This is a genomic window from Vibrio sp. B1FIG11 (assembly GCF_905175335.1).
Classification (GTDB): Bacteria; Pseudomonadota; Gammaproteobacteria; order Enterobacterales; family Vibrionaceae; genus Vibrio; species Vibrio campbellii.
The window spans coordinates 16,945-42,314 of the sequence record NZ_HG992752.1 but is presented as its reverse complement, the minus strand read 5'-3'; the positions used below and the strand labels follow the sequence as shown (position 1 = coordinate 42,314).

Below are 25,370 nucleotides of genomic sequence, written 5' to 3'. Positions count from 1 at the left end.
AGACCCATCATGGAGAATGGACTCATCAATTCACTCGACATTCTGCTTAAGAAAAATGACGATACTCTGTCCTCCACGGACAAAGACCTACTAACCCATGCCATCCACTTTTTTAGGTCTCAGTTTGCAAGCTAACACTGAATCAACCATATAAATAGTGACATTAGATATTGTTTTCTTTGGAGTTTTTCCTGAACTCCTGAGGCGTCACACCATACTTCTTCTTAAAGATCGTACAAAAGTACGCCGAGCTATTGAAACCACTGAGCTCACTGATTTTTAAAACATTGTATGACGTGAACGTTAAGTAGTTGATGGAGATACCTAACCTTACATCATTGAGAATGTGCGAGAAGGCTCCCCCTTCCTTAGAGAGGTTTCTCCGTAACGTAGAAGGGCTGGTAAACATACAACTCGCCGCCAAGTCTAACGTCCATTTCTTCGTTGGTTCAGACATAAACAGCTTAGCTAAACGAGAAGACAGCGATATGTGATAGTCACTGTTAAACAATATGCTGACATCCACTCCTTTTTTATACAGCAGTAATACCAAGTGAAAGATACTCTGCTTCAGTGCGATATTTTTAATGCTTTTCAGCTTTTGGCAATTATTAAGTTGTCTATTTGAGTAAAAAATTTCGCACAGTTCTTTACTCTTATACAGAATAAATGACTCATTCTTGTTTTTGTTTAAGATGAGATCATTCAGCTTTTCGAGCTTCACCTTCATCTTTTTGATGTCAGTCTTGTTGAGAGTCACGACCTCAAATGAGCTCTCATCCCCCAGCCTAAGCAGATCGCACTCCACCATCGCCCCTTCCGGGATAACCAGTAAGCTATTGTTAAACAATGACACTTCGTTTCCGTTGATGGCGATGAACCCTTGGTAATTGGAGATCCGAACGAGTAAGCTCCTTTTCGAACGGTAGGGCTTCAATGTGACTTTCTTTGATTGAACTTGATGGAAAAACATATACGAATAACCTGATGCTTTTTTCTGAGAGTATCACTCCCCTCACTGAAAACAGCATGTGCCATAATCAATGAGATATTTTCAAAATAATATGATGGTATTTCTACATTTCGTATTTACTGGTGTATTTTCTGGTAAAAAAGCGAAGTTAACATGATAAGCGGCTGTTTATTATAGAAAACAGACAGAAAATCCTGACCTTTTTATTTAACACCTCATAATAACAACCATTTAATTATTCGCTCATTCGATATAACGCAGCTAGGTTGGTACACTATCCGGGTTTCTGTTTGTATTTTTTAAATCACCTGAGATATACCACTATTTTCGAAGGAATTATGGAGCGAATTATTCGATTTTTTACTTTCGGTCTTTGGGGAACGAAAGAAGAGCGACACCTTTCAAGAAAGATCAATCATTCTTACACATCATTAAAAGTCGTTGGCAGGGGAACCGTGTTTATATCTGCCAAAGAGGTTCATCAAGACCTAATGACGAACAATATTTATGAAAGAGCTCGGTTACTCGTTGAGGAGAAATAGTTGTTTTTGTTGCTAATCTTACCAATCTTGGTAAGTGGTTTTTTGGTTTGTCATATCCATCCGTTCTATCGATACAAGGTGCACCGTTATGAAGGACAGTACCTGTACTTAAAAAGCGCAAACTTAGGCATGATATGTTTGTTTATCGCCTTAGGCTTAGTCTTGATCATTAATCGCTACGCGTATTTTTTCGCAGCCATCACACATGTCGCTCCAATAAAATGGTTGCCTGATGCATTGTTGGCACAGACGCCTTATGAGTTTACATCGAACCTACTCTATGAACTTGATGCCTTTACCAATCAAGAGGTTATCAATCTCACCTGGGTGACCATGATTACGTTTTCGATGTTGCTCGTGCCTGTATTTTGGTCTCTGCTCGCCTACATCAAATATTGCATTCGCTACATGACGTTTAGCCCAAAAGAGCGACTGAATGCGAGAGTCTTTTCCGACAGCTCGCTGGATGACTTTCTCTTTAAATCAGCGTTAGAAAAAGGGGACAAAATGGTCATGCTGACCCTGTCGGATAGAAGGTTATATGTGGGGAAAGTACTCAGCCTAGGCGAGCCCAACGAAGCAGAAGGACTCAACCAGGAGATATCGATAAAACCAGTAATGAGTGGGTATCGAGACAAGGGTACGCTAGAAGTCCGTTTTACCAAACACTACGCCAATACTGATGCCAATGCTGTCACCATCATCAAACAAGATCTGATTTCCTCAGCTTGCGCTTTTAGCTTTGCAACCTATGAAAAATTGCATCGAAAAGGCTAGAAAGTGGGAAAGCGTATCATCCTACAGACGGTTGATACGCTAATCATACTTCTACGCCGGCTTAACGTTTAAAAGAAACTGCTCTAGAGAACCGATTCCCGCTAGCTCAAAAATCTGACTGAGCACGTTCTGATGGTAATTGTGCATATCATGGATTTCCTCAATCACCTCTTGCTCCATGCTACCCAGAAAAATGCCCGCTAATATCGCGTCAAACCAGCGGAAAGTGCACCGAGCAACGACGTTTTTTACGTTAAGTTCATTTGCCCTAATCGTGATATCCAGCAGCAGTTGGTACTTATAAAAATACAGCTCACTGCCATATTCCTCCGTAATAGGGAACGCCTCCGCTTCCTCGCCAAATATCAACAAGCGATCTTCTATCATTTCTTGATGCTTGGTTTGCACATTGCGTCTGAAATTACTGACTTCCACACCCAACCATGAACCGACCAGCAAGATGTAGCTGTCCATGCCTTGAAGGCTCTCTAGTACTTCCTGCTGCTTTTCATAGATGACCTTTCTCACCGCTGGCACTTTAGCCTTCGGGCATAAACCACGCCAAGCAAGGTCCAACAAGGTCACAAGTTCATTGGGATCTTCGTTATCCGAGTAATAAAAGGTCGAGCGGTTGATGAAGCGATCTGCCAAACGTTGATGTTTATCCCTGTAGAGATGAATCAGACAGGCATCCGTCGTTTTACAATAAGCTTCACAAGGTATAGAAACATAGTGTGATTGGACGCGGTTGACTTGATAGTGCGTGTTCTCGCACGAGTGTCCCAGAATGCGTTTTAAGAGGCCCATAAATCTCCTAAAGACCTACAAGAGGTTGATATCCTTAACAAACAAACTTAATGGTGACTCTGCACCCTAGCACGCTCATTTTTTATTTGGGTCTCATACCGGAAGTTGACGGTTTTTCACTGTAACTTGCTTGAGAATCTAAAGGAGAGGAGCCCTACGCCGTAACTCATTCAAGAGAAGAAGTACGTCAGATCAAAAAAGCCAGTCTCTCGGGACTGGCTTTTGTTTCGTGGAGCAAGGCTGGTTACTTAATAAAAGAAATACAGCCTTGCAGAATCACTAGGTTGACGATGTCGATAAAGAACGCGCCAACAATAGGCACCACCATAAAGGCTTGTGGTGATGGACCAAAGCGGTTAACGATAGAGCCCATGTTCATCACTGCGGTTGGCGTTGCGCCCAGACCAAAGCCACAGTGACCACTTGCGATGACTGCGGCATCGTAGTTGCTGCCCATCACACGGAACGTCACGTAGTAAGCGAAAACCGCCAGAATCACCGATTGCACCGCCAAAATGATGAGGAACGGGATTGCTAAGTCGAAGATGTTCCACAGTTTTAGGCTCATTAGCGCCATCGCTAGAAACAAAGACAGAGAAACCGTACCAAGAATATCGACCGTCTCAACATCCACTTTGCGTACCTTGGTCACTTCCATGATGTTGGTGATCACCACACCGATAAACAGCGCGTAAACGAAATCTGGAATCATCAACCATTTGATGCCGAAACTGCTCACCCAGCCTTCTAAGTAATCGGCACCAGTAACACACAATAGAATGATCGATAAACTCTCGACCACTTTCTTCGCGGTTACGCGGTCTTCTTCGTGCTCGTTGTAGGTCACCAATTCAGGGAAACGCTCGTGAGTCTGGTTGGTGCGTCCGTATTCAGATTCAAGGTTACGTTTATCGATCAAGCGCTGCGCTACTGGGCTGCCGATGATGCCACCAATCACCAATCCGAAGGTAGCGGATGCCATTGCCACTTCTAGTACGTTGTGTAAGCCATACATGTCCTGGAAGGTTTGCGACCATGCTGCGCCCGTACCATGACCGCCCGACAACGTAATCGAGCCTGCAATCAAGCCCATAAGCGGGTCTAAGCCAAGAGCGGTTGCCAGAGAGACACCGACCGCGTTTTGGATAAGAATGTACACCGATGCCACGGCTAAGAAGATAAACACCTTAGCGCCGCCTTTAATCAACTGGGTGTAGTTCGCTGCTAAGCCAACGGTAGCGAAGAACATCAACATGAAAGTGTTTTGCAGCGGTAAATCGAAAACTAAGTCCACGCCATTGAAGTGCATCGCGGTGATCGCACATGCGACAATCAAACCACCAACGATTGGCTCGGGAATATTGAATTTCTTTAAGATCGGTAATTTAGCGTTAACGAATTGTCCCAAGAACAACACACAAATAGCGACGAGAAACGACTCTTGTGGACCAACAGAAATGACCTGATTCATAAAACCTCTTTGCCTCCTTTTTTCTCATCCTTTGAGTAACAACTCGCCGACTGAGCGGTATTTAGGCAGGTCAGAGTGCCTCCTGAACGTGTGGTTTTCTAGGGTCCAAACCCTCTCAATTCTCATTAAATAAGAAAACAATAACTCGGATATTCACCCAATTCTCACTTAGTGAAAAAATACACTTTTTCACCAAGTTTTGTGGCGCAATTTTCTCGTTTTTTTCGCACTTCTCAACTTATGAGAAGTGAACAATTTTTTTGCCATTTTTTAAGGGCAAAAACGTATGCGATTGCGTGCAAATTTTGCGTGAAACTCTGATGCAAAAACCAGCTCGAAAGGTCAACAGGCCCTAATGAAAATTCATCGGAAAAAGTGATTAAGAAAACAGCGCTAGAAGATTGGTGCTTTCTATCCCATCGACTAGGTGTTATACATATATATAACACCAACTCAGCCAAGGAAACCAATCATGACGCATTGGCATGATCGCCAACCGATTTTCCGTCAGTTGGCTGACCAGATCACCCAGCAAATATTGCAAGGTATCTGGCAAGAGGGCGAAGCTTTGCCTTCGGTACGCAGTGTCTCTGCGGATATGAAGATCAATCACCTGACGGTCATGAAAGGCTATCAGCTATTGGTTGATGAAGGATTGGTTGAGAAGAAACGTGGGCAAGGCATGTTTGTCGCCCAAGGTGCAAAAAAGCAGCTGCTTGCTGATGAAAAAGCACGTTTCCTTGAGCAGCAAATTCCGCAGATCGCCGACACACTACAACGTCTGGATATGTCACTTGATGAATTTATCCAACAAATCCAAACACATATTGAAGGTGACCAATGAGCGCATTAGTCAGTGTAAAACACGTCTCCAAGCAATATCGTCAGCAGGGTGAAGCGCTGCATGACGTGAGCTTTGATCTACAAGCGGGTCAAGTGCTTGGCTTGCTAGGTCATAACGGTGCGGGTAAATCGACTCTCATTAACGCCCTACTCGGTGCACACGAATATCAGGGCACTATTCGCATTAACGGCTTTGAGCCAATTATGCAACGCGACAAAATCATGCAGAGCTTATCTTACATTTCGGATGTGAACGTTCTGCCAAACTGGATGACGGTTGCTCAGCTGCTCGATTACACCGAGGGCGTACACCCAGGTTTTAATCGCAGCCAAGCCGATGCCATGCTTCGTCAAACCGACATCAAGCCGCGTGCGCGCATCAAATCTCTATCGAAAGGCATGAAAGTGCAATTGCACTTGGCTGTCGTCATCGCGACCAATACACAAATTCTGATTCTGGACGAGCCAACGCTTGGCTTGGATTTGGTTTATCGCGATACCTTCTACCGTCATTTGCTGGAATGGTTCCACGATGGCGAGCGTGTGCTGATCATTGCGAGCCATGAAGTATCGGAAATCGAACACCTACTGACGGACGTGCTGATCCTTAAACACGGTCGACCTGTCCTACAAACCTCAATGGACAGCATCAGCGAAGATTACTTCATTCTTGATGCCAGTGATGAGCATCGCGCACAAATCGAAGCGCTGAAACCACTGTCATCGCAAAAGGGCTTAGGCACGACTAAATGGTTGCTGTCGTCCCAATACGCAGAGCAAGTAGCTGGGCTGGGTGATGTGTATGGCGTCAAGCTTGCGGATCTGTTCTTGGCATTGCAGAAGGAGACAGCGTAATGAAATCGATTGTCGCGATGTTGCGTAAAGAATGGCTAGAGAACCCATTGGTTACACGCGTGCCGTTGTTTATGTTTGCCTGTGGCGTGCTGCTGTTCGTCAGCTTAATGAGCAGCTCGACACTGCAACACAATATGTTATTCCAAATGAGCTTTGGTGGTGATGTCAGTGATATCCACAAAGAGCTAGGCGATGACGTCAACATGCTGATCACAGGTGGCATTGGTTTGTTGTCTATCCTGCTTGGCACTCAATACTTCCCAAGAACGCTACGTAAAGAGCGCTCAGAGGGCAGTATCATGTTTTGGCGCAGTATGCCTGTCAGTGACGTAAAAACCCATCTGGTGAAGCTGACGTTTGGTTTATTGGTGATTCCATTGGTGTGTTCGGTATTGGTTTTCGCTGCCGACTTTATGCTGTGGATGTTGAATGTTTCAACGGACCACCAGCTGGCGTTATTGTATCGCCAAGCATCATTGGGCTTCGTGCTGCTGAACTGGATTGAATTCTTGCTTCGAATGGTGGTAGCTGGGGTGTTGTTATTGCCGCTCGCACTAACCGCAATGGCGATCTCACAGAAAGTGAACTCACCACTGTTGGTGATCTTGATTGGTATTTACGCGCTACGCTGGATGCCGATTGCAATGTTCAACTTCTATGGTCTGGATGAGTTCTTCTCAGCGATTTTCTACCTACCACTGCACGCGATTCTTGCGCCAAACCCGTTCAGCGCGATTCCAGATGCAGGTTGGATGAACGTTGGGATTTACACTTTCATCGGTGTGCTTGCTTGGACAGCTAGCATCAAATTTAGCCGCACCGTGAGCTAACAAGCACAAGCAAAACAAATCCATCAAAAGCGAGGTATTGTCCTCGCTTTTTTATTTCCGAACCCATTTTATTTCCGCGCCCATTTTATTTCCGCACCCAGGCAGCATTTGCGCTAAACCACTTTGACTAAGCTAGGCAACAGAGCATCGATGTTTTTCACTTCATCGAACTGAGCCAACTTTCGCTTTATCTGCTCTGCTGGCAGCGGTTGTGCTCTTGCGATGTAGCGATTTTTCAACAGACACGCCACTTGATCCCATTGTTGTAAATGGGCATGAGCCATCAGTAGGTATTGTGAGATAACGTCTTGCTGCGCGTGGCTTCCCCCAAGCTTGCTGTGCACATCTCTGACTTGATTGATCAACTCAATGCAATGACGGTAGTTCGAGCTGTGGTACGCCTTGATGGCCTGCATCAACTTGCTGCCGGTCATAAACTCCACTTCCTGAGTTTGTAATGGCGAGCTGATAATTTGCGTTATATTGGCATCTAACTGGTCATGATGATCGGTTTTCGCTAACACCATGGCATTGTGAATTTCAGTAAACATGATAGTGCTGTCGGCCGAAATCTCTAGCGCTCCGGCACTCAATCGATTCCAACGTTCTCCAACATCAGCTCCCATGAACTCCAAGCGAGCCAGCAACGAAGCTGCGTTTTGAATATCAAGGTATATCGAAGACTCTGCAGGATAGATGTGCTGATCAAACAAAGCCAAGGCATCATCAATATTACCTTCCTCAAGATGGAACAACGCAAGGTGCCACCAAAGGTGACCTCGAAAGGCATTGTGATTCGCAAATGTACTCGCATGACCTTGCAAGAACTCGATGCCCTCTTTCGCCTCGCCTTGCATCTCAAAAATATGAGCCATCGTATGCTTGGCGATTAGATCTTGATGGTTCAACCCTAACGTCTGGCGCGCAAATGCTTCGGCCAATTCATATTCCCCCGCCTCTTCGAGTGCAAAGGCATGAGCGGCGGCAAACATCCAATATCCTGGTGTCTGCTCATCCCAGTAGGGTAAAACTTGCAAAGAAACTTGCAGTGCCCGTTGCTTTTGGCCAAACCAAAATGTTTGCCCCGTAAATTGGCGATAGGCAATGATATCCAAAGGCCAAAGACTCAGAATATGTTGCCATGTATCCAGAGCCCCCTTCAGATTGCTTTGGCTCCATTGTTTCAACGCATGCATGTGCAGCGCTTCACGTTTGGTTGCCGATTGCGCGAGCTTATCCAACTGTGTAGCCATTTTAGCCACGATGGGTAAAGTAGAACGACGCCCATCACTCGCATGGCTGTACGCCTTAAAAATCCATCCCATCATAAAGTCCGGATAGCGCAGTAGCAGCTGATCGAGATCGCTCATTGCACTGGGAAGAAAGGTCAACGTATCTTCGAGAATCCGTTCAAATTGTTCTGCGCCTGCGGCATCAATGCCGTTCATCTCTAGCGCTCTTTTGTCTTTAATCATTACATACCTACCAGTAGATAGTTATTAGATTTAAAATAATACCCGCACTTATCGCGGGTAATATTATGAAAATATTAGCGTTTAAGGAGTGCGAGACAACTCGCCTTCACGCTACGAATGTAATCAGCATCTTTAAACTGAGAAAGTAACATACTGCCTTCCAGCGCAACAAAGATTAGCCTTGCAACTTGGGCGGATTCCACTCGTAAGTCGAACTCTCCATTTTCTGCACCCTGATCAATGATTTTTTGTAGCCATTGCTCATTCGTTTGTACAAAGCGCGACAGCAGCCCTTCTAGACCATCTGCCAAAGAGTAAAAGTCAGAAGCGTACATGCCACACAAACACAGCTTATCTTGCTCGCGTACACCAATAAAAATATCAGCCAACGCTTCAATTTTTTCCTCAGCACTGCTTGGTTGGCTCTCGATCTGAATTAACGCCGCTTCGTAGTTTGCGAGATAGCGTTCAAACACCGCTTCCGCCAAGTCTTGCTTGGTTTTGAAATGGTAGTGAATACTCGCGGTCTTGATACCCAGTTCATTTTGGATATCGCGAAAGCTAAAACCATTAAAACCTCGGCTTTGTATGTAGCTTTCAGCAAGGTCGGCAATCTTTGCAGCCGTTGGGCTAAGTTCTTTCATGTGGCTTCCACCTTAAACATTTTCGCAAAAGATAGCATGCCCTCACAAATCTGTCTACCTACCGATAGGTATTGTTTATTTTTCAAAAAAGACTTAACCTACCTATCAGTAGATAATTAACATCAAGGGCAAACAATGAAATACGATTTTATTATTATCGGAGGCGGTTTAAGCGGTCTCTACACTGCAGCGTATCTAGAGAAAACAGGGTATAGCTACTTGCTACTTGAGGCGAGAAGCAGACTCGGTGGTCGAATTATTTCTTCTGCGAGCTTGGCTGCACACAGTCAAAGTGACCAATTTGACCTCGGTCCATCGTGGTTTTGGCCCAACATGAACCATCGCGTCATGAGGCTTGTCGACAACTTATCGCTGCCCATCTTAGAGCAGTACGAAACTGGCGATATGTTAATCGAACAAGCCGGGCAGGCTGGTATTCGTCAAGTTTCGAATCAGTTCTTTTCTTCTCCTCAATCCATGAGAGTATCGGGTGGCATGGCGCAATTGGTGGCGGGAGTGACAAAGTTACTCAACCCAGAAAACATCAAATATGAACATCAAGTACACGCAGTAAGCCATAATGAAGCTCAAGGTTATAGCGTCGATGTCATCCACCAAGCAGAGCAGTTGACTTTAGAGAGTGAGAACATCATCTTTGCGCTCCCTCATCGTTTGATTGCTAATAACATCCGCTTTACGCCAGCCCTTCCAGAAACGGCGTTGAACGCGCTGGACAAAACGCCCACATGGATGGCCGCTCACGCGAAATTCTTCGCCATTTATGACCGACCTTTCTGGCGTGAAAACGGATTGTCCGGTTACGCAAACAGCCAAGTTGGTCCATTGGTGGAAATTCATGACGCCAGTGCTGAAAATGGTCATGCCGCCCTGTTCGGTTTTATCGGTTACGATGCTCAAACTCGCGCGAAACTAGGCGCTACCGAATTGAAAACCATGGCCGTTGAGCAACTAGCGCGACTCTTTGGCCCTGAGGCCTATAACGTCACAGAAGTAAAACTGTTGGACTGGTCGAAAGAGGCATACACAGCGGTTGAAAAAGATCACGCTATGCCAACTCATCACCCGCGTTATGGGCTCAACGCATCACTGGAGCAATTAAGCCAACAGGGCATGTACTTTGCGGGAACGGAATCGGCAAAAGAGTTCGGCGGATTTATTGAGGGCGCATTAGAAGCAGCAGAGAGTGTGATCGAACAGCTCGCCGCTCCTTAAATTGCATTATTCATTCATTTATGGGGAGATTACTGCTCCCCGTAACCCACTCGTCCCTCACCTCTACCTCTACTTCTACTTCTACTTCTACTTCTACTTCTACTTCTACTTCTACTTCTACTTCTAAAAAATATTGTGATAGTACTTCTGGCGGGTTAAGTCCATAATCCCACGCTCAAGGAGCATCGAGCATCGAGCTCTTATCCTAAAACCATTAAATAGAACAACAGCAATGACAGCACAGTCAACGGTCATTCTTGGACTGTATAACCCTAAAGATCCAACCAATGTGGGAGCGGTGATGCGCGCAGCAGGGTGTTATGACGCCACGCAAGTTCGTTATAACGGCACTCGCTATAATCGTGCGGCAAAATTCCGAACCGACACCAAGAACATGCACGAACGTATCGATTTGGTCGAAATGGACGATCTCACTGCTCACCTTGCTGAAGACGTGAAAGTGGTGTGTGTTGAGTTGGCCGTCGGCGCTACAGCGTTGCCTCTTTTTGCACATCCAGAAAACGCGGTGTATATCTTTGGCCCTGAAGATGGCTCACTTCCGCAAGAGGTTGTCGATAAGGCCGATCACGTGGTGTATGTACCCACCAATGGCTGCATGAACTTGGCGGCAACAGTCAATGTTGTCTTGTATGATCGTTTGGCGAAAAACCTTGGCACGATTGACGACCATCAACAAGTGATGGCTAACCGAGACAACAAGAATCGATTGAAGGTCAAAGACTGCGTAACAGCGCAATAATTTAGATTCGGTACTGCTGAATAAAAAAAGAGCCTATATCGAAATATAGGCTCAAAGCAGTGAAAAAGTGTGCGTGATTTTTGATTAACGTTTTGGTTATGCAACGATGGCGGAAACTTTCACCGCATCGCTAATGGTGCGGTAGTTTGGGGAGAACTGCTGTACGCTCGCTATGACTTCGTCATAATCAGCCTGAGTCCCCTCACCTTTTACTTCAAATTGAAATTGGATTTCATCAAAGCCAACCGGCGCTTCTTCGCTCACATTTAGGAAGCCACGTAAATCCAGGGCACCTTTGATGGTTAGTTTCACAGCGTCTAGCTTGATACCACGAGCACTCGCACCCGCAACAAACCCCACCATCATGCAACCAGCCATGCCGCCCAATAGGTAATCTTGAGGTGTTGGGTATGCATTGTTGCCCAATAGCTCTTCTGGTTCACCAACTTCGAAACTGAAGTCTTTGACGATTTCTTTTCCGCCAACCTTTTGATTCAAAGTACGGATTTCACTGTGAACGCCGCCTTTCCATTCGGCAACAATGCCGTATTCAGAGATCGCCTGCGTTGCGTCTTCAGTGATCACTTGAGTGTAAGCTGCTAGGTCATCGAGTTTAATGCCGTTTAGTGGTGAGTTATCCATGATATGTCCTTGTTATTATTTGATGTCGTGTTTACTACTGAATTTTTAATTGGGGCCTTTAGGGATGGAGTGAAAGGCCCCAATTTGCACATTTAGTGAGGTTAGTTACGGCCAGCCATTACGCCGCCGTCGACGTTAAGTACTGTGCCAGTTACCCAAGATGATTTGTCTGACAGTAAGTACTCAATCGCGTCCGCCACATCTTCTGTTGAACCGATACGGCCGATTGGGTGGAAGTCATTGAAGCCTTGTAGTGCTGATTCGATTTCTTCTTCCGCGATAAATGACTTGTAAATCGTCGACATCACAACAGCTGGTGCTACAGCATTTACGCGTACACCGTGATCACCAAGTTCGATTGCTAGGTTTTTCGTCAGAGCATGAAGACCTGCTTTTTGCATTGAGTACGCTGATGATGGCGTTGCTTTAATTGCTTGGTGAGCCCACATAGAACCGATATTTACGATCGCACCGCCACCGTGCGCTTTCATGTTTTTCGCCACGGCCTGAGTGATGAAGAAAAACGCGCGGTTCATGTCTAGTTGTAGGTCGTAATCACGCTCTGAGTGGTCAAGGAAATCAACTGGTTTGAAGAAGCCAGCAGCATTAACCAAGTAACCAATATGACGTTTTTCAGCATTCAATTGTTCGATGAAGCTTTTCACTGCACTTGGGTCATACAGGTCAACTTGAGCGGTCTCTACCTGACCTTTGGTCACACTTTCTAAATCCTGTTTTGCTTCAGCGAGGTTGTTTTTATCGTGTGAAAGAATCATGACAGGTACACCAGCTTTAAGAAGTCGTTCTGCTGTCGCTTTACCCATACCTGATGAGCCGCCTACGATAAGTGCAATTGAAGATGTGTTGAACATAATACGTTTCCTTTCTCTTATTTGCCTACCTACTAGTAAGTAGGTGGTGTTTTTATTAAAAAAGGAGGTGGTTTGGGGCCCAGCTCCTCGTCAGTGGTTGCTACTTTAAGATCATATTATTTTTACGTCAACAACTTTATCTACCTACTGATAGGTATATTTTATCATTTCTTTATTATTCAATACGTTAATACTAAATATTTTTTATTTAATCCGCTCAAATCATCAATAAATACAAAAAAGGCCACAGATAAACTGTGGCCTCTATAAGCATTTTTATCAATCTAACCAAGGAACGAGATGTAGCCCTGTAGAATGATCAAGTTAACGATGTCGATAAAGAATGCACCAACAATCGGCACAACCATGAACGCTTGGGGTGATGGACCAAAGCGGTTAACGATTGAGCCCATGTTCATTACCGCGGTTGGGGTTGCACCCAAACCAAAACCACAGTGACCGCCTGCAATAACTGCAGCGTCGTAGTTGCTACCCATCACCTTGAACGTTACGTAGTAGGTGAAGATAGCCAGAATCACTGACTGCACGCCTAGAATCACCAAGAATGGGATCGCTAGATCGAAGATGTTCCATAGTTTCAAGCTCATCAAAGCCATCGCTAAGAACAGGGACAGCGATACCGTACCTAACATGTCGACCGTTTCGGCATCGAGCTTACGAATCTTGGTCACTTCCAAGAAGTTAGTGATGATCACACCGATGAACAACGCGTAAACGAAGTCTGGAATCATCAACCATTGGATGTCGTAAGTGCTCACCCATTGTTCTACGTACTTAGCACCGGTTACACAGATCAATAGGAAGAACAGTTTCTCAACCACTTTTTTCGCGGTTACTTTGTCTTCTTCGTACTCGTTGTACGTCACCAACTCTGGGAATTTCTCGTGGGTTTTCGCATCTCGACCACCACGACCATACTCAGATTCGATGTTGTTCTTTTCGACCAGACGCTGCGCAACCGGACTACCGATGATACCACCGATGATCAAACCGAATGTTGCTGACGCCATCGCGATTTCCAATACGTTATTCAAACCGTAAACGTCTTGGAAAGTTTGTGACCACGCCGCACCTGTGCCGTGACCACCTGACAGAGTAATCGAACCAGCGATAAGCCCCATCAGCGGATCTAAACCCAATGCCGCTGCCAGTGAGACACCGACACCGTTTTGAATGATGATGTAGAACGACGCGACGGCTAAGAAAATGAAAACCTTCGCGCCCCCTTTCATCAACTGAGTGTAGTTTGCTGCCAAACCAACAGTAGCAAAGAACATCAGCATAAATGTGTTCTGCAACGGTAAGTCGAACTCCAAGTCGACGCCGTTAAAATGAAGAGCAGTAATGATGCAGGCGACAATTAAGCCCCCGACAATCGGCTCAGGTATGTTGAATTTCTTTAAGATCGGTAGCTTAGCATTAATGAAATGCCCCAGGAAAAGCACACTGATCGCAACCAAAAAGGACTCCAGTGCACCTACAGATATTAAATGATTCATATCGCCTCTTATTATTGTTCTCTTCATCCTCCGTAATGATTGAGTGTTAGTTTAACCTTCGCTCAATAGCAAATTTTCTCGCTATATTTTTTCGAAAATACTCAAAAGGTTGTGTTAAATGCGCCTTAGGCTAGTTTAAGGGACGGTCGTTAAGCGATGTTCTGATTTACGCGCTATTCGCAAGCCCTAAAATGTAAAAGGAGCCTGTTAAGCTCCTTCTTATCCTCTTCATATACAAACAGAAATGACTGATTGCAGAAGGTGGATATCGTGTTGTGAGTATTGTCGAGTGACACTTTCTGAACCGCTATCGGGCTCCCTTACTTAAACAGAAAGTGATCATCACTATCGAGCAAAGTTCCTCCCGTCATAACGAATAGAGCGCCGAAGTGGCGCTCTAACATCTGGGTTTGCTTGTATCCCATCGTAGTTCAAAAACTCTGACTCATGGTGTTTGAAACGAGCCGAATCCCGGGAAATTCTCAAGCTTGCAACAAGTGTTCTCGTTACAACGGAGCGAGATTATAACATATCGCTGAAAATTTTCCTCATTTCAGTGCTATTCGCCACTTTCATAGTTTGCTTCAGCAATGATCAACTGTTCAATATCATTACTGCAGATGAAAGCACGAAGCGCCTCGAACTTAGCCTCGTTCCACGAATAAATTTGCAGATCAAGCAACTTATCAATGGTGTCTTGCTCAAAACGAAGCTTAACAGGCTTTGCCGGAGATCCTGCCACCACGGTGTAAGGCGGGACATCTTTGGTCACAACGCTGTTTGCGGCAATCACTGCGCCTTCCCCAATGGTGACACCGGGCATGATCATCGCACGCATGCCAATCCAAGCTGCGTCACCAATCACGGTATCACCTTTGCCTTGGTAAGATTGCTCAACGTCATCAAGGAACGGATACAGACAGAACCAGTCCGTCCTGTGATTATGGTTACCGCCCATCAAAATGACCGCTTCAGCCGCGATACAAACGTAGTCACCAATGTAAAGCTGATCGATTTCCCACCTTGGCTGCCACGCTTTACTGACTTCATCGCCATGCAGATACCGCACGACCGAATCTTCAAAGCCGTTATCCCAACAATCGCTGTAGTAACTGTGGGTGCCTTTGATGTGGATATTTTGGTTTTGCACCACTTGGTGCAGGTACTGAAATTTGGACCAGTGTTTTTTCATGGCAGTTACCTCAATAGAGTAAATGTATACCACGGAACGATTTCTCGTGGCGTTGTTGCTGCGTTCTCAGTCAACGACGCCTATTGGATGCGGGGTTGCAGTAGTAATGGATTATTCATGAATGTGTCCTCCAGCGCGCACACTATAAAAAGCATGTATAATTTTCAAGCAAACCAAACAAATAACAAGATTCCGAAAATGAAAAGTCACTCAGCCTTTGCCTTTCTGCTGCTGTTTGCTGCCACAGCGTCTGCGAGCGAAAACATTAAAATCGAATACCGCCCTACGGAAACTGCCGACGATCGCTTTGCTGCGCAAGTGATTGAAAGCAGTGAAGTGAACGACATCTTTTTCCAACTTTCTGATGATTACTTCCCGTTTGATAACCCACTAACACTGACCTACGGTGGCGAAGACGGTCCACTTTACGATCCAGAAACTCACAGCATCCATATTCCCTACACCTTCTATCTGGAATCATTCAACTACTTCACCAACAACAAATACCAAGAACGTTACGGTAAATCACCGAAAACGGGCGCGATCGATACTTTGCTGCACACGCTATTGCACGAAGCCGGACACGCGTACATTGCCGATCAAAACATTCCGGTACTAGGCAAGGAAGAAGATGCGGTCGACAACTTCGCGACCATTTTGTTGATTGATTACGTCGATGACGGTGCCGATGTGGCGATCAGTGCTGCGGACATGTTCGCATTCGAATCCGACGACAGGCCGGACTACTACGATTTTGGAGAGTACATTGACGAGCACAGTTTCGACCTACAGCGTTACTTCTCGACCCTGTGTCTGGTCTACGGCAGCGATCCAGAACAATACAAAGCCTTGCTCGATGAAGTAGAAAAAGATTACTTACGCGATCGTAAAGAGTTCTGCCAATTCAATTACGGCAACATCCGAGATAACTGGCTGCATTACTTGCAAGACAATGAACTAAAAGAAAAATAATCGCGTAAAAGGGATAAGAACAGCCAACGATGAGCTCAACCATGACCAAACTGACCGTATTTTATGATGGCACTTGCCCCTTGTGCGCCAAAGAGATGAAAGCGCTAAAACAACGTGATGCCAAGCAGCAAATCAAAACCGTAGACATCTACAGCGAGGCGTTCGCCGACTATCCGCAAATCGATCCTGAGCAAGCCAATACCATTTTGCACGCCCTCAACGAGAAAGGTGAGTTGCTGCTTGGGTTGGATGTCACTCATCGAGCATGGCAACTGGTTGGTCGCGGTTGGATGTACGCACCGCTGCGTTGGCGCATGGTCAACCCCCTTGCAGATTGGCTATACCTCAAGTTTGCCAAAAATCGCTACCGCGTCTCTTATTGGTTAACGGGCACTTCTCGCTGCAATAATGATTCGTGTTCACGTTAATTGTGATCCTGCTTTAAAATGCTACGACCTTAGTCTAGATTTATAAATTTCCAGTACTTCTGATTGATTAACTCGGTTAATCTCTAAGCATTACAACAATAAGTATTAATGATTTTATCAGGCAAGCTTGTTCAGCTTGTTACTTGTAACGCTGCGCCGAGAGAAGGACGTCTCTATGAATCTGACGATCAGAAAACGACTATATATCCTTTCAATAATTCCAATTCTAACTATGGCAATAGGCATGATGTGGTTTACCTATCTGCAAACTACGGCCTATAACGAACAAGAAATTGAGCAGACTCGAAGTCAAATGATGGAGATGAAAAAAGCTGAGCTCAAAAACTACGTTCAACTCGCTCGCTCTGCTGTTGAGCCACTGCTCGCTCAAAACGCCCCACTAGATGAAGCATTGCCTATCTTGCAGCAGTTGGAGTTTGGCCAATCCGGCTACATCTTTGGCTACGATTCAAAAGGCGTTCGCGTTGTGACGGGTCAAAACACCAAAGGCATCGGGGAAAACTTCTATAACTTGCAAGACAAGAAAGGCAATTACCTGATTCAGGATTTGCTCAACAATTCCAAAACCGGTGAGTTCACGACTTATTACTTCCCGAAACTCGGTCAGAGCGAAGCACTACCGAAACTGAGCTACTCGGTGTTTATTCCTGAATGGGATTTGATGCTGGGTACAGGCTTCTACACTGACGATATCGACGCCATTATCGCGAGCATGGAAGACTCAGCGCATCAAGCCTTGAATACCACACTGACAGCAATCGCCCTGTTCTGTGTCTCGATTGCCACCATCGTTGCGATCTTCGCGGTGTTCGTTAACCGCAGCATAATGAAGCCGATTGAACAGTTTGATGCTTCGATTCACTCTTTCGCACAAGGCGATGCAGACTTAACCGCACGCATGGAAGAATCAAGCGTACCGGAGTTCACCCAGCTTAGCCGCAACTTCAATACCTTTGTTGAGAGCCTACAAAGCATCATCAAGAGCGTTAGCCACGTAGGGCAAGAAGTGGTTTCAGAAACCAATCACATGTCACAGCGAGCTTCTCAGGTGGATGAGCTGGCGTCTGGCCAACGAGAAGAGACGGAACAAGTCGCTGCGGCAATGACTGAAATGACGGCAACAGCGCACGAGATTTCAAGCAACGCTAATCAGGCTGCGCAATCAGCAAAAGATGCCGATGAAAACTCACAGCAAGCGAAGCACATTGTTGATTCAGCAGCGAACTCCGTCGAAGCGCTTGCTTTAGAAGTTTCAGAAGCCAGCACGGTGATTTCTCGTTTAGAGAGCGATGTACAAAACATTTCTTCTTCGCTAGAAGTGATTCAAGATATTGCCGAGCAAACCAACCTATTGGCACTAAACGCCGCAATTGAAGCAGCCCGTGCAGGCGAACAAGGTCGCGGCTTCGCAGTCGTTGCCGATGAGGTTCGTAAACTGGCGAGTCGCACTCAAGACAGCACAGGCGAAATTCACCAAATGATTGAGCAGTTGAAGTCTGGCTCGGATGCGGCAGTGAAAGCGATGGGCTCAAGCCAAGCGCGTGGTGAAGCTACGGTTGAAGAGGCAAGAGCTGCCTCTGCCGCACTGCAAGAAATCCAAGCCGCAATTGCTAACATCATGGATATGAACACACTGATCGCAACGGCAACCGAAGAGCAAAGCCAAGTTGGGCAAGAGATTTCACAGCGCATCGAAGTGATCTCTCAACAAAGCAGTCAGTCGGCAAGCCTTGCGAATCAAAACCGTGCAGGCAGTGGCAACCTTAACCACAAAGCCAACGAGCTGTACGACTTAGTCGGTCGCTTTACGGTCTAGAGCTTTACTCAAGCACTCAACATGCAAACAGCGACGCCAAAACGTCGCTGTTTTTATTTCTGCTATCATAATGCGACTTAGCTATAATGCCGCCAACTTAGCACCCACAAGGGCAAAACCAGATGATTATTATGACCACCAATTTCGGTGACATCGAGATTGAACTGAACCTAGAACGAGCACCAGTTAGCTCAAAGAACTTCAAAAAATACTGTGAAGATGGCTTCTACAACGGCACCATTTTCCACCGCGTTATCGATGGCTTTATGATTCAAGGTGGCGGTCATACCGAAGACATGACAGAAAAGCCAACGCGCGCTCCGATCGCGAACGAAGCAAACCGTGGTCTAAAGAACCTTGTTGGCACTATCGCAATGGCGCGTACCGATGCACCACACTCTGCAACAGCTCAGTTCTTCATTAACTTGGAAGACAATGATTTTCTAGACCACACTGCAACCACCAACCTAGGCTGGGGTTACGCGGTGTTTGGTAAAGTGACCGCGGGTATGGATGTCGTAAACCGTATCGCGAAAGTGAAAACGACCTCTAAACTTGGTCACGATGATGTGCCATGCGATCCAATCATTATTGAGAAAGTGACAGTCAGCGAATAAGCACATTCGCCTCTTCGGAGAAATCGTCGCTCCAAAACGAAGAAAGCGCCTAACGTCTTATGACTTGGGCGCTTTTTGTTTTCATTGCTGAAAAAATGAGCAGCGAGTTTACAGTGTAAAGAGTGAGCAGTTCTAGCGATTACATCCCTTTGAACAAACTTTGAGATGCACGGCTCACAGCGAGCTTGTTTTCTCCAACGTGAACAAACATTCTGCCTGCAAAGTCTTTGTTTACTTTGCTAATTTTGCACACTTGCACCACGCTTGAACGGTGCACTTGCCAGAACTGTTCTGGGTTAAGCTGCCCTATCAACTCTTTCAACGAGGTGCGAATCAAATACTCCTGCACTTTGCCTTGTCCTTGCTGCGCATATACAGAAACGTATTTTTCTTCCGCTTTGAAATACAGCACATCAGACGTGGCAATTAGATGAATATCTTCCCCTTGCGTCGCTTTGATCCACTGAAGATATTGCGGAGTTTGTGGGGCGGATAATTGCTGCAACTGTTCTAACAGGCTGCTCATCTGCACATTACTGCTTTCTTGCTCTCGCTTAGCAAGGCGTGCTTTCACTCTTTCACAAGTCGTCAGCAGGCGCTCATCCGAGATAGGCTTGAGTAAATAATCGGCGGCATTTTGCTCAAAAGCTTTGATGGCGTAATCATCGTACGCGGTAACAAACACAATCAAAGGTGGATTGGCGAGTTGATTGAGTTTTTGCGATAGTGTCATGCCATCCAACACTGGCATACGAATATCAAGAAACGCAATGTCAGGTTGGTTTTGCTCAATGGCTTGCAACGCTTGTTCACCATCCGCGACTTTGGCTATTACCTCTAGCTCAGGCCACACTTCAGCTAGGCTTTTATCAAGATGACGCCTCAATAGCGGTTCATCATCAGCAATAATCGCAGTAAACCCTGTATTCATTCCTTTCTTCCTTGATTACGATTCCATTGGCCAGCGCAAGCGAACACAAACGCCACCCTGAGCAGACTCACTGATAGAAACCTCTCCTTGCCCTGCGAACAAAGCTTCAACTCGCTGCTTGAGATTACTTAGACCCACACCAGAGCCCATGTGCCCACTAACGTGATTCAAGCCAACACCTGTGTCTCTGACTTCAATCTTCAAGTTCTGTTGTTCGCACTTGATGAGCAAACTGACTTCTCCACCTTCTCGCTTTGGCTCAATGCCATGGATGATGGCGTTTTCGATTAAAGGTTGGAGCATCATCGGCGGTAATTCGGTTCTGCCTAACCCCTCTTCCACCTCAATCTTGTAACTCAGTCGATCACCCAAACGGGTTTGCTGGATGCTTAAGTAAGCCTCAAGTAACGCCGTTTCATTGTCTATGGTGGTGTGTTCTTCGCGTGAGCTTTTTAGCGTTGCTCGCAGCAGCGCGGTCAACTGTTCTAGCATCAGCTTGGCTTTATCGACATCTTGCGACATGAGCGCGCTGATATTCGCCAAGGTATTGAATAGAAAATGCGGTTCAATCTGGCTTTGCATCTGTTTAAGCTGACTCAGCAACAGCGCACGATCTTGCTCTGCTTTCTCGCGTTTGATGGTTTCCAACTCTCGCTGAGCGATCGCATGTTGCTCGCGTGAATAGAAATAGAAAAAGCACATGGCACTGAATAACAATCCCATTAGACCAACCGACAGCATACTTGAGATACCGAAGTATTCCCCAAGCCAAAGCTGGGCGTTCACCACACCAAACAGTAGGCATTCCGTCAGCGAGATAGCCACTTCCGCCAAACGAGGAATGGTAGGAAACAGGCGGTCGACAAGCCATGAGAAGAAGATAGCCGAATAGCCAAATCCAAAGCTAACCGCCACATGAATGTAGAATGGACCGCCCCAAACCGAGAGCGTCATTGCTGCGATAAAGAGACAAAATGCCGTGGTCACTAATAAGCTACGCGGCCATCCACTTTTCACCACTGATTTTGCTGAACACATTTAGAACTTCCCTTTGATGTTAAATACAATCATATGCTTATCATTGATTTGTGCGTAAGCAGATTGGTCGTCTCCGGTTAAAAAGCGTGCGGCAACTTCCACTTCTACACTTTGATCGCCAGTATCAATCCATTGGTAGTTAAGCCACTGTGTGACAATCACACCACCATCTTGTGGCGACAGCATCACATCCAACGTAGGGGTTACATCACTAAGCCAGCCCATATCCGCTTCGCCGTTCCATGCAGCCCATGCTTCTACATCCCAACTCCAGTGCAGCATTACGTTATGCTGAACGATATTGGCATGCTGAAACCCTTGGGCGTAGCTTGTTGCAAGCAGAGACGTTTGGGGATTAAGGGTTTGAGAGAGTAATTCGCCACGTTCTATTACTTGTTGCCATTCGCTTTTCGACCATGCTCGGCTGTCGTACCAATATTCAGCAATCACGTTGTGTCCGGCTTGGTTTGCCCAGTTCACCCCAACTAAAGCTTGGAATGCACTGCCCTGCTCTTCAACCGAAACAGGTTGGTAAAGATCATCCTGCTGAAACTGATAGCCGACACTTTGTTTTTGCCACAGCATGGAACCGTGCATAGCGATGGATTCATCCCACACGGCAATGGCACTGGCGCCAAGTAAACCTCGGCGCACATCATCGTAATAACTAATAAGTTGATACTCGGTGTCACCCACCAGCGCATAACGACGGATACCAATACCTCGTTGCTCTGCGGCTTGATCAAGTGCACTTTGGTCTTGTTGCCCCCAGCTTGAATCCGTCGCAATGACCGTCCACTCGCCTGCCATATCATAGTGTGAAAGTGAAAACACACCCGCACCCTCTTCTGCGACTAAGCCAACAGGGTTTTGTCGATACGGCTTAAACAGATCCAATGGTCGGTAGCCATAACCCACGCCCCAATCCACGCGCAACTTACCTAAGCTCACATCAAGTGTGGTATCACCGACTTGCCACTCCCCTAGCCAAGCAAGCTCTCGAATCAGCAATTGGTTATCAGCTTCACTCCACCAACCACTCACTCCTTGTTGGTTGAGGTACAACCCTTGGCTATACAGAGCGAACAAACCACTGAAGTTCTGATAATTCACCTGCACATCCAACAGTGCATTAAGTGAATCACGAGAACTGCCCTGCGCCTGCATAAATGCGCTGTCACGCTGCTTGGCAGTTTCGTAACTGACAGCCCAATCCCACTCAAAACTCAGTTCATCATTGGCAAAAACTGGGGCTGCAGCGCCCACACACAATGACGCAGCAATCAACAGACTGATGCTTTTGTTAAGGTTAAGCTGGTGCGGTTTCATGTGACTTCCTTGCTCGTTTTCATCAATCTATTTACAGAGTTCAGGCTAAAGCTGAGTCGTATTGGCTTTAGGCAAATAGCTTGGGTTGTAGAACTTATTGTCCAGTTGCCAAGGCACGATTTCTTGATACTCGATAACGGTTTTTTTGCTCGGCTGAATGCTATCAAGCAAGGTCATCTCACTGACGTAGTCTTCACCGTTGTCGGTTGCACGTCCGTATTGCGCTTGCTTGGCGAGTTTGCCAGAGCGCAAGTAAAGATCGGCTTTGATTGGAAACGCATCTTGCTCAGACAACCACAAGTCGATCTTCTGATAGCTCGCCCCTTTGGTTTTCGCGGTTAAGGCAAGATGATAAGCCGCGACACTCTCTCCGTTCACCGAAACGGTTTCTGTCGCTTTCCATTCACCTTGATAATCTTGGCTCCACGTCAGGGTTGAGATGTCGCCGATAGACGCTTCACCAAGCAGCTTTTGCATCGGCGTAATGCGAATTGGACGGCGGCTCTTTGGCATTTGCAGCCAGTAGTTATCGCCCATCATCAGCATCTTTTGCCCAGCTTCGACTGCTGATTTGAACACCACCAGCGATTCACGATTTGGACGCGTGTACACGTGGTAAAGGCGGGTTTTGTCTAACTCTTGGTCTTGATATAAGCGCACCATTGACACCACTTTAGAGGAATCATCTTGCAAGCGGTAGCTGTCGGCTTTTTCAATCAATTGCGCGACTTGTTGTGCATCTAGCGGTGTTTCATTCGCACTGGCATTCATGCTTGCCATGCCGCTTACAGTCAGCAATGCAATTGGTAATAGTGATTTGAAATTAAACATAAATCAGTGCCTCCGTAATTGGCTTGTTCACCCCTTTGCGCGCAGAGAAAAACGCCGCAACCAAACAAATCATCAATACTGCGAATCCTGCAACAGCCACCAGCTCCCAAGAAAAGTAAATCGTCAATGGATAACCTTCGGTGCGTCCTGGCGGTGGCGGCATTTGCACATCCACTACCATCAGTAAGAAGGTAACTAACCCAGTAAACAAAGCGCCGATTAAGCTGCCAATCACCGCAAGTAACCCTGCTTCGCGCAAGAACCCAGCTATGATTTCACGAGGGTAGCTACCAAGTGCTGACAATGTGCCGATTTCACGTGTACGCTCGGTGACCGACATGGTCATGGTGTTGAACAGCGCAACAAAGACCACTAACGCCATTACTGCGCCCATGATGCCGAAGATACGGTCGTACAAACCTTTCACTTTGAGATAGAAGAACGCACGTTCTTGCCAAGGCGTGATCTCAATATCTTGATCACCAAAGTTCTGTTTATTCTTACTCAGAACCGAAGCCACTTGTTGCTCGACTTGGCTAGTTAAGCTGGTGTCGAACAGAAAGACAGATAGCGCACTGATTTTGTCTGAACCGAGCAGCGATTGCGCGCTGTTGATATGCACGTACAGTTGGCGTTTATCAAGCTCAGGTACGCCGGTTGAATAGATGCCACGAACTTTGAAGTCATACGCGTTCAATGCTCCGTCGGTTGTGGTCGCCAGCAAGGTAATCCAATCCCCAACGTGCACGCTTAGGTTGTTCGCCAAATCAACACCGAGCATCACTTCTGGTTCTGCTGGGTCATAACGCGATGCATGAATATTGGACAGCGTCTGCCCTTCGCGCACATCCAAAAACGGTCCTTTCATATCGAATTCGCGTTCGTTCACGCCAATTCCGATAAAGATCGAGGACTTGTTGCCGTTGGAAATCAAACCGCTGAACTCAACTCGTGGCTGCACGCCTCGCACTTCGTTTAAGCCAATCAATTGCTTGGTGATGTCGTCTGCATGAGTTAAACCGTTACTCAGCGGCATCTCTTCTTCTTTAGCAAAGTAACCCGGCGTGGTTAACGTCAGATGCCCCGTGTCACGCGCCGTCGACTCTTTCAAACTGTCGTAGGTGTACAGACCAAAACCACCCGCACTGGTTAAGGCAAACACGGCAATGGCGATGATCAGCATCGACAACAAACTACGGCGGCGATTGCGTTGCAGGTTCAACCAAGCAAGGCGAACCGAAACAGGAATTAGCTTGCCCATGAAACCTCCTCCACACTTGCGTGCGTTTGGGTGATTTTGCCATCCACCAATTCAATGGTGCGATCGCAGCGAGATGCCATACGATGATCGTGTGTGGCGACGATGAAAGTAGTACCAAGCTCATGTCCGAGCCATTTCATAATGTCGATGACCTTGTTGGCAGTTTGGCTATCAAGACTTGCGGTTGGCTCATCAGCAATCACCAATGCTGGTTTGTGTACTAACGCACGAGCAATTGCCACACGTTGTTGCTGACCACCCGACAAGTTATCGGGCATATGATGAATAAATTCGCCCAAGCCAACGTGTTCTAGCATTTGCGTAGCGAGCTCAGTTTGTTCTGCTTTTGAGAAGCCGTTGAGGTGTAGCGGATAAGCCACGTTCTCCAACGCTGTCATCACAGGGACAAGATTGAATTTCTGGAACACAAAGCCAAGCTTTTCACGGCGCATTTTCGCAGCTTGCATTTGTCCGGTTGGATATGGGCTGCCTGCAAATGTCACCTGACCTTGGTATTGAGTATCCAGCATGCCAAGCACATTAAGTAAGGTGCTTTTTCCTGAACCAGACGGCCCACACAATGCCACCATTTCGCCGGCAAATACTTCACCAGACACGTCTCGCAAGGCACGCACCGTTTGGCTGCCAAGGGCGTAATCGCGACTAAGTTGATTAAAAACGATCATGACG

At 46.3% G+C, this 25,370-nt stretch carries 25 protein-coding genes; 10 read left to right on the top strand and 15 right to left on the bottom strand.

Features of this window, described 5'->3' with window-relative positions:
* Positions 1 to 163: 163 nt before the first annotated feature.
* The gene (locus tag KHO06_RS17010; RefSeq protein WP_235284000.1) at positions 164 to 937 is read right to left on the bottom strand and encodes a helix-turn-helix domain-containing protein; all 774 of its coding nucleotides are present in this window, start codon (positions 935 to 937) and stop codon (positions 164 to 166) included.
* Between the two features lie 578 nt (positions 938 to 1,515).
* On the opposite strand from KHO06_RS17010, the gene KHO06_RS17005 reads away from it, so the two are divergent.
* Positions 1,516 to 2,292, top strand: a complete 777-nt coding sequence (locus KHO06_RS17005; RefSeq protein WP_047476847.1) for a hypothetical protein — start codon at positions 1,516 to 1,518, stop codon at positions 2,290 to 2,292.
* Positions 2,293 to 2,343: 51 nt separating this feature from the next.
* Here the strand turns inward: KHO06_RS17005 and KHO06_RS17000 are convergent, their stop codons facing one another.
* Positions 2,344 to 3,099, bottom strand: coding sequence for a hypothetical protein (locus KHO06_RS17000; protein WP_212582959.1), 756 nt, complete (start codon positions 3,097 to 3,099; stop codon positions 2,344 to 2,346).
* A 244-nt stretch (positions 3,100 to 3,343) separates the two neighbouring features.
* On the bottom strand, positions 3,344 to 4,570 hold the full coding sequence (gene gltS, locus KHO06_RS16995) for a sodium/glutamate symporter (RefSeq protein ID WP_005428834.1): 1,227 nt from the start codon (positions 4,568 to 4,570) through the stop codon (positions 3,344 to 3,346).
* 472 nt (positions 4,571 to 5,042) lie between these two features.
* On the opposite strand from gltS (KHO06_RS16995), the gene KHO06_RS16990 reads away from it, so the two are divergent.
* The 3 genes from KHO06_RS16990 to KHO06_RS16980 are packed head-to-tail and all read left to right on the top strand — an operon-like array spanning position 5,043 to position 7,098.
* Positions 5,043 to 5,414 carry a GntR family transcriptional regulator gene (locus KHO06_RS16990; protein WP_005428840.1) on the top strand — a complete coding sequence of 124 codons (372 nt, stop codon included), beginning with the start codon at positions 5,043 to 5,045 and terminating at the stop codon, positions 5,412 to 5,414.
* The gene (locus KHO06_RS16985) at positions 5,411 to 6,268 is read left to right on the top strand and encodes an ABC transporter ATP-binding protein (protein WP_105065515.1); all 858 of its coding nucleotides are present in this window, start codon (positions 5,411 to 5,413) and stop codon (positions 6,266 to 6,268) included. Before KHO06_RS16990 ends, KHO06_RS16985 begins: the two co-directional genes overlap by 4 nt.
* Positions 6,268 to 7,098 (top strand): hypothetical protein, encoded by an 831-nt coding sequence (locus KHO06_RS16980; RefSeq protein ID WP_212582958.1) that lies wholly within the window; start codon positions 6,268 to 6,270, stop codon positions 7,096 to 7,098. The genes KHO06_RS16985 and KHO06_RS16980 overlap by 1 nt, the downstream gene beginning before the upstream one ends.
* 113 nt (positions 7,099 to 7,211) lie before the next feature.
* Here KHO06_RS16980 and KHO06_RS16975 read toward each other — a convergent pair whose 3' ends face one another.
* Together KHO06_RS16975 and KHO06_RS16970 are read right to left on the bottom strand one after the other, a co-directional pair.
* Positions 7,212 to 8,573 carry a tetratricopeptide repeat protein gene (locus tag KHO06_RS16975; protein WP_134977219.1) on the bottom strand — a complete coding sequence of 454 codons (1,362 nt, stop codon included), beginning with the start codon at positions 8,571 to 8,573 and terminating at the stop codon, positions 7,212 to 7,214.
* Between the two features lie 74 nt (positions 8,574 to 8,647).
* On the bottom strand, positions 8,648 to 9,217 hold the full coding sequence (locus KHO06_RS16970) for a TetR/AcrR family transcriptional regulator (protein WP_012130325.1): 570 nt from the start codon (positions 9,215 to 9,217) through the stop codon (positions 8,648 to 8,650).
* 135 nt (positions 9,218 to 9,352) lie between these two features.
* Here KHO06_RS16970 and KHO06_RS16965 point away from each other — a divergent pair, with 135 nt between their 5' ends.
* A complete protein-coding gene (locus tag KHO06_RS16965) occupies positions 9,353 to 10,450 on the top strand; it encodes an FAD-dependent oxidoreductase (protein WP_212582957.1) in 1,098 nt (365 codons plus the stop codon).
* 232 nt (positions 10,451 to 10,682) lie between these two features.
* Positions 10,683 to 11,210, top strand: a complete 528-nt coding sequence (locus KHO06_RS16960; RefSeq protein ID WP_012130328.1) for an RNA methyltransferase — start codon at positions 10,683 to 10,685, stop codon at positions 11,208 to 11,210.
* A 96-nt stretch (positions 11,211 to 11,306) separates the two neighbouring features.
* On the opposite strand, the gene KHO06_RS16955 is transcribed toward KHO06_RS16960, so the two are convergent.
* The 4 genes from KHO06_RS16955 to KHO06_RS16940 form a co-directional block, all read right to left on the bottom strand.
* Entirely contained in the window at positions 11,307 to 11,852 is a 546-nt protein-coding gene (locus KHO06_RS16955) for an OsmC family protein (RefSeq protein ID WP_038869862.1), read from the bottom strand.
* A gap of 101 nt (positions 11,853 to 11,953) precedes the next feature.
* Positions 11,954 to 12,724: an SDR family oxidoreductase gene (locus KHO06_RS16950; protein WP_005531275.1), complete on the bottom strand. Its 771-nt coding sequence runs from the start codon at positions 12,722 to 12,724 to the stop codon at positions 11,954 to 11,956.
* A 284-nt stretch (positions 12,725 to 13,008) separates the two neighbouring features.
* Positions 13,009 to 14,244 (bottom strand): sodium/glutamate symporter, encoded by a 1,236-nt coding sequence (gltS, locus tag KHO06_RS16945; protein WP_005428854.1) that lies wholly within the window; start codon positions 14,242 to 14,244, stop codon positions 13,009 to 13,011.
* Positions 14,245 to 14,803: 559 nt separating this feature from the next.
* Positions 14,804 to 15,436 (bottom strand): CatB-related O-acetyltransferase, encoded by a 633-nt coding sequence (locus KHO06_RS16940; protein WP_212582956.1) that lies wholly within the window; start codon positions 15,434 to 15,436, stop codon positions 14,804 to 14,806.
* Positions 15,437 to 15,634: 198 nt separating this feature from the next.
* Between KHO06_RS16940 and KHO06_RS16935 the strand changes: the two genes are divergently transcribed.
* From KHO06_RS16935 to KHO06_RS16920, 4 genes are all read left to right on the top strand, one after another.
* On the top strand, positions 15,635 to 16,408 hold the full coding sequence (locus tag KHO06_RS16935) for a DUF4344 domain-containing metallopeptidase (RefSeq protein ID WP_212582955.1): 774 nt from the start codon (positions 15,635 to 15,637) through the stop codon (positions 16,406 to 16,408).
* 41 nt (positions 16,409 to 16,449) lie between these two features.
* Positions 16,450 to 16,836 carry a DUF393 domain-containing protein gene (locus tag KHO06_RS16930; RefSeq protein ID WP_212582954.1) on the top strand — a complete coding sequence of 129 codons (387 nt, stop codon included), beginning with the start codon at positions 16,450 to 16,452 and terminating at the stop codon, positions 16,834 to 16,836.
* A 175-nt stretch (positions 16,837 to 17,011) separates the two neighbouring features.
* Complete coding sequence (locus KHO06_RS16925) at positions 17,012 to 18,673, top strand: methyl-accepting chemotaxis protein (protein ID WP_212582953.1); 1,662 nt, start codon at positions 17,012 to 17,014, stop codon at positions 18,671 to 18,673.
* 122 nt (positions 18,674 to 18,795) lie between these two features.
* Positions 18,796 to 19,290 (top strand): peptidylprolyl isomerase, encoded by a 495-nt coding sequence (locus KHO06_RS16920; protein WP_045371231.1) that lies wholly within the window; start codon positions 18,796 to 18,798, stop codon positions 19,288 to 19,290.
* Positions 19,291 to 19,429: 139 nt separating this feature from the next.
* Here KHO06_RS16920 and KHO06_RS16915 read toward each other — a convergent pair whose 3' ends face one another.
* From KHO06_RS16915 to KHO06_RS16890, 6 genes are read right to left on the bottom strand one after another with little or no spacing between them, the layout of a single operon-like run.
* Positions 19,430 to 20,221, bottom strand: coding sequence for a LytTR family DNA-binding domain-containing protein (locus KHO06_RS16915; RefSeq protein ID WP_212582952.1), 792 nt, complete (start codon positions 20,219 to 20,221; stop codon positions 19,430 to 19,432).
* 15 nt (positions 20,222 to 20,236) lie between these two features.
* Complete coding sequence (locus KHO06_RS16910; RefSeq protein WP_212582951.1) at positions 20,237 to 21,259, bottom strand: sensor histidine kinase; 1,023 nt, start codon at positions 21,257 to 21,259, stop codon at positions 20,237 to 20,239.
* A complete protein-coding gene (locus tag KHO06_RS16905; protein ID WP_212582950.1) occupies positions 21,260 to 22,588 on the bottom strand; it encodes a hypothetical protein in 1,329 nt (442 codons plus the stop codon).
* A 45-nt stretch (positions 22,589 to 22,633) separates the two neighbouring features.
* Entirely contained in the window at positions 22,634 to 23,419 is a 786-nt protein-coding gene (locus tag KHO06_RS16900) for an outer membrane lipoprotein-sorting protein (RefSeq protein WP_212582949.1), read from the bottom strand.
* Positions 23,412 to 24,680, bottom strand: coding sequence for an ABC transporter permease (locus tag KHO06_RS16895; protein WP_212582948.1), 1,269 nt, complete (start codon positions 24,678 to 24,680; stop codon positions 23,412 to 23,414). Before KHO06_RS16895 ends, KHO06_RS16900 begins: the two co-directional genes overlap by 8 nt.
* Positions 24,668 to 25,366, bottom strand: a complete 699-nt coding sequence (locus KHO06_RS16890; RefSeq protein ID WP_212582947.1) for an ABC transporter ATP-binding protein — start codon at positions 25,364 to 25,366, stop codon at positions 24,668 to 24,670. Before KHO06_RS16890 ends, KHO06_RS16895 begins: the two co-directional genes overlap by 13 nt.
* Between the last annotated feature and the right edge of the window lie 4 nt (positions 25,367 to 25,370).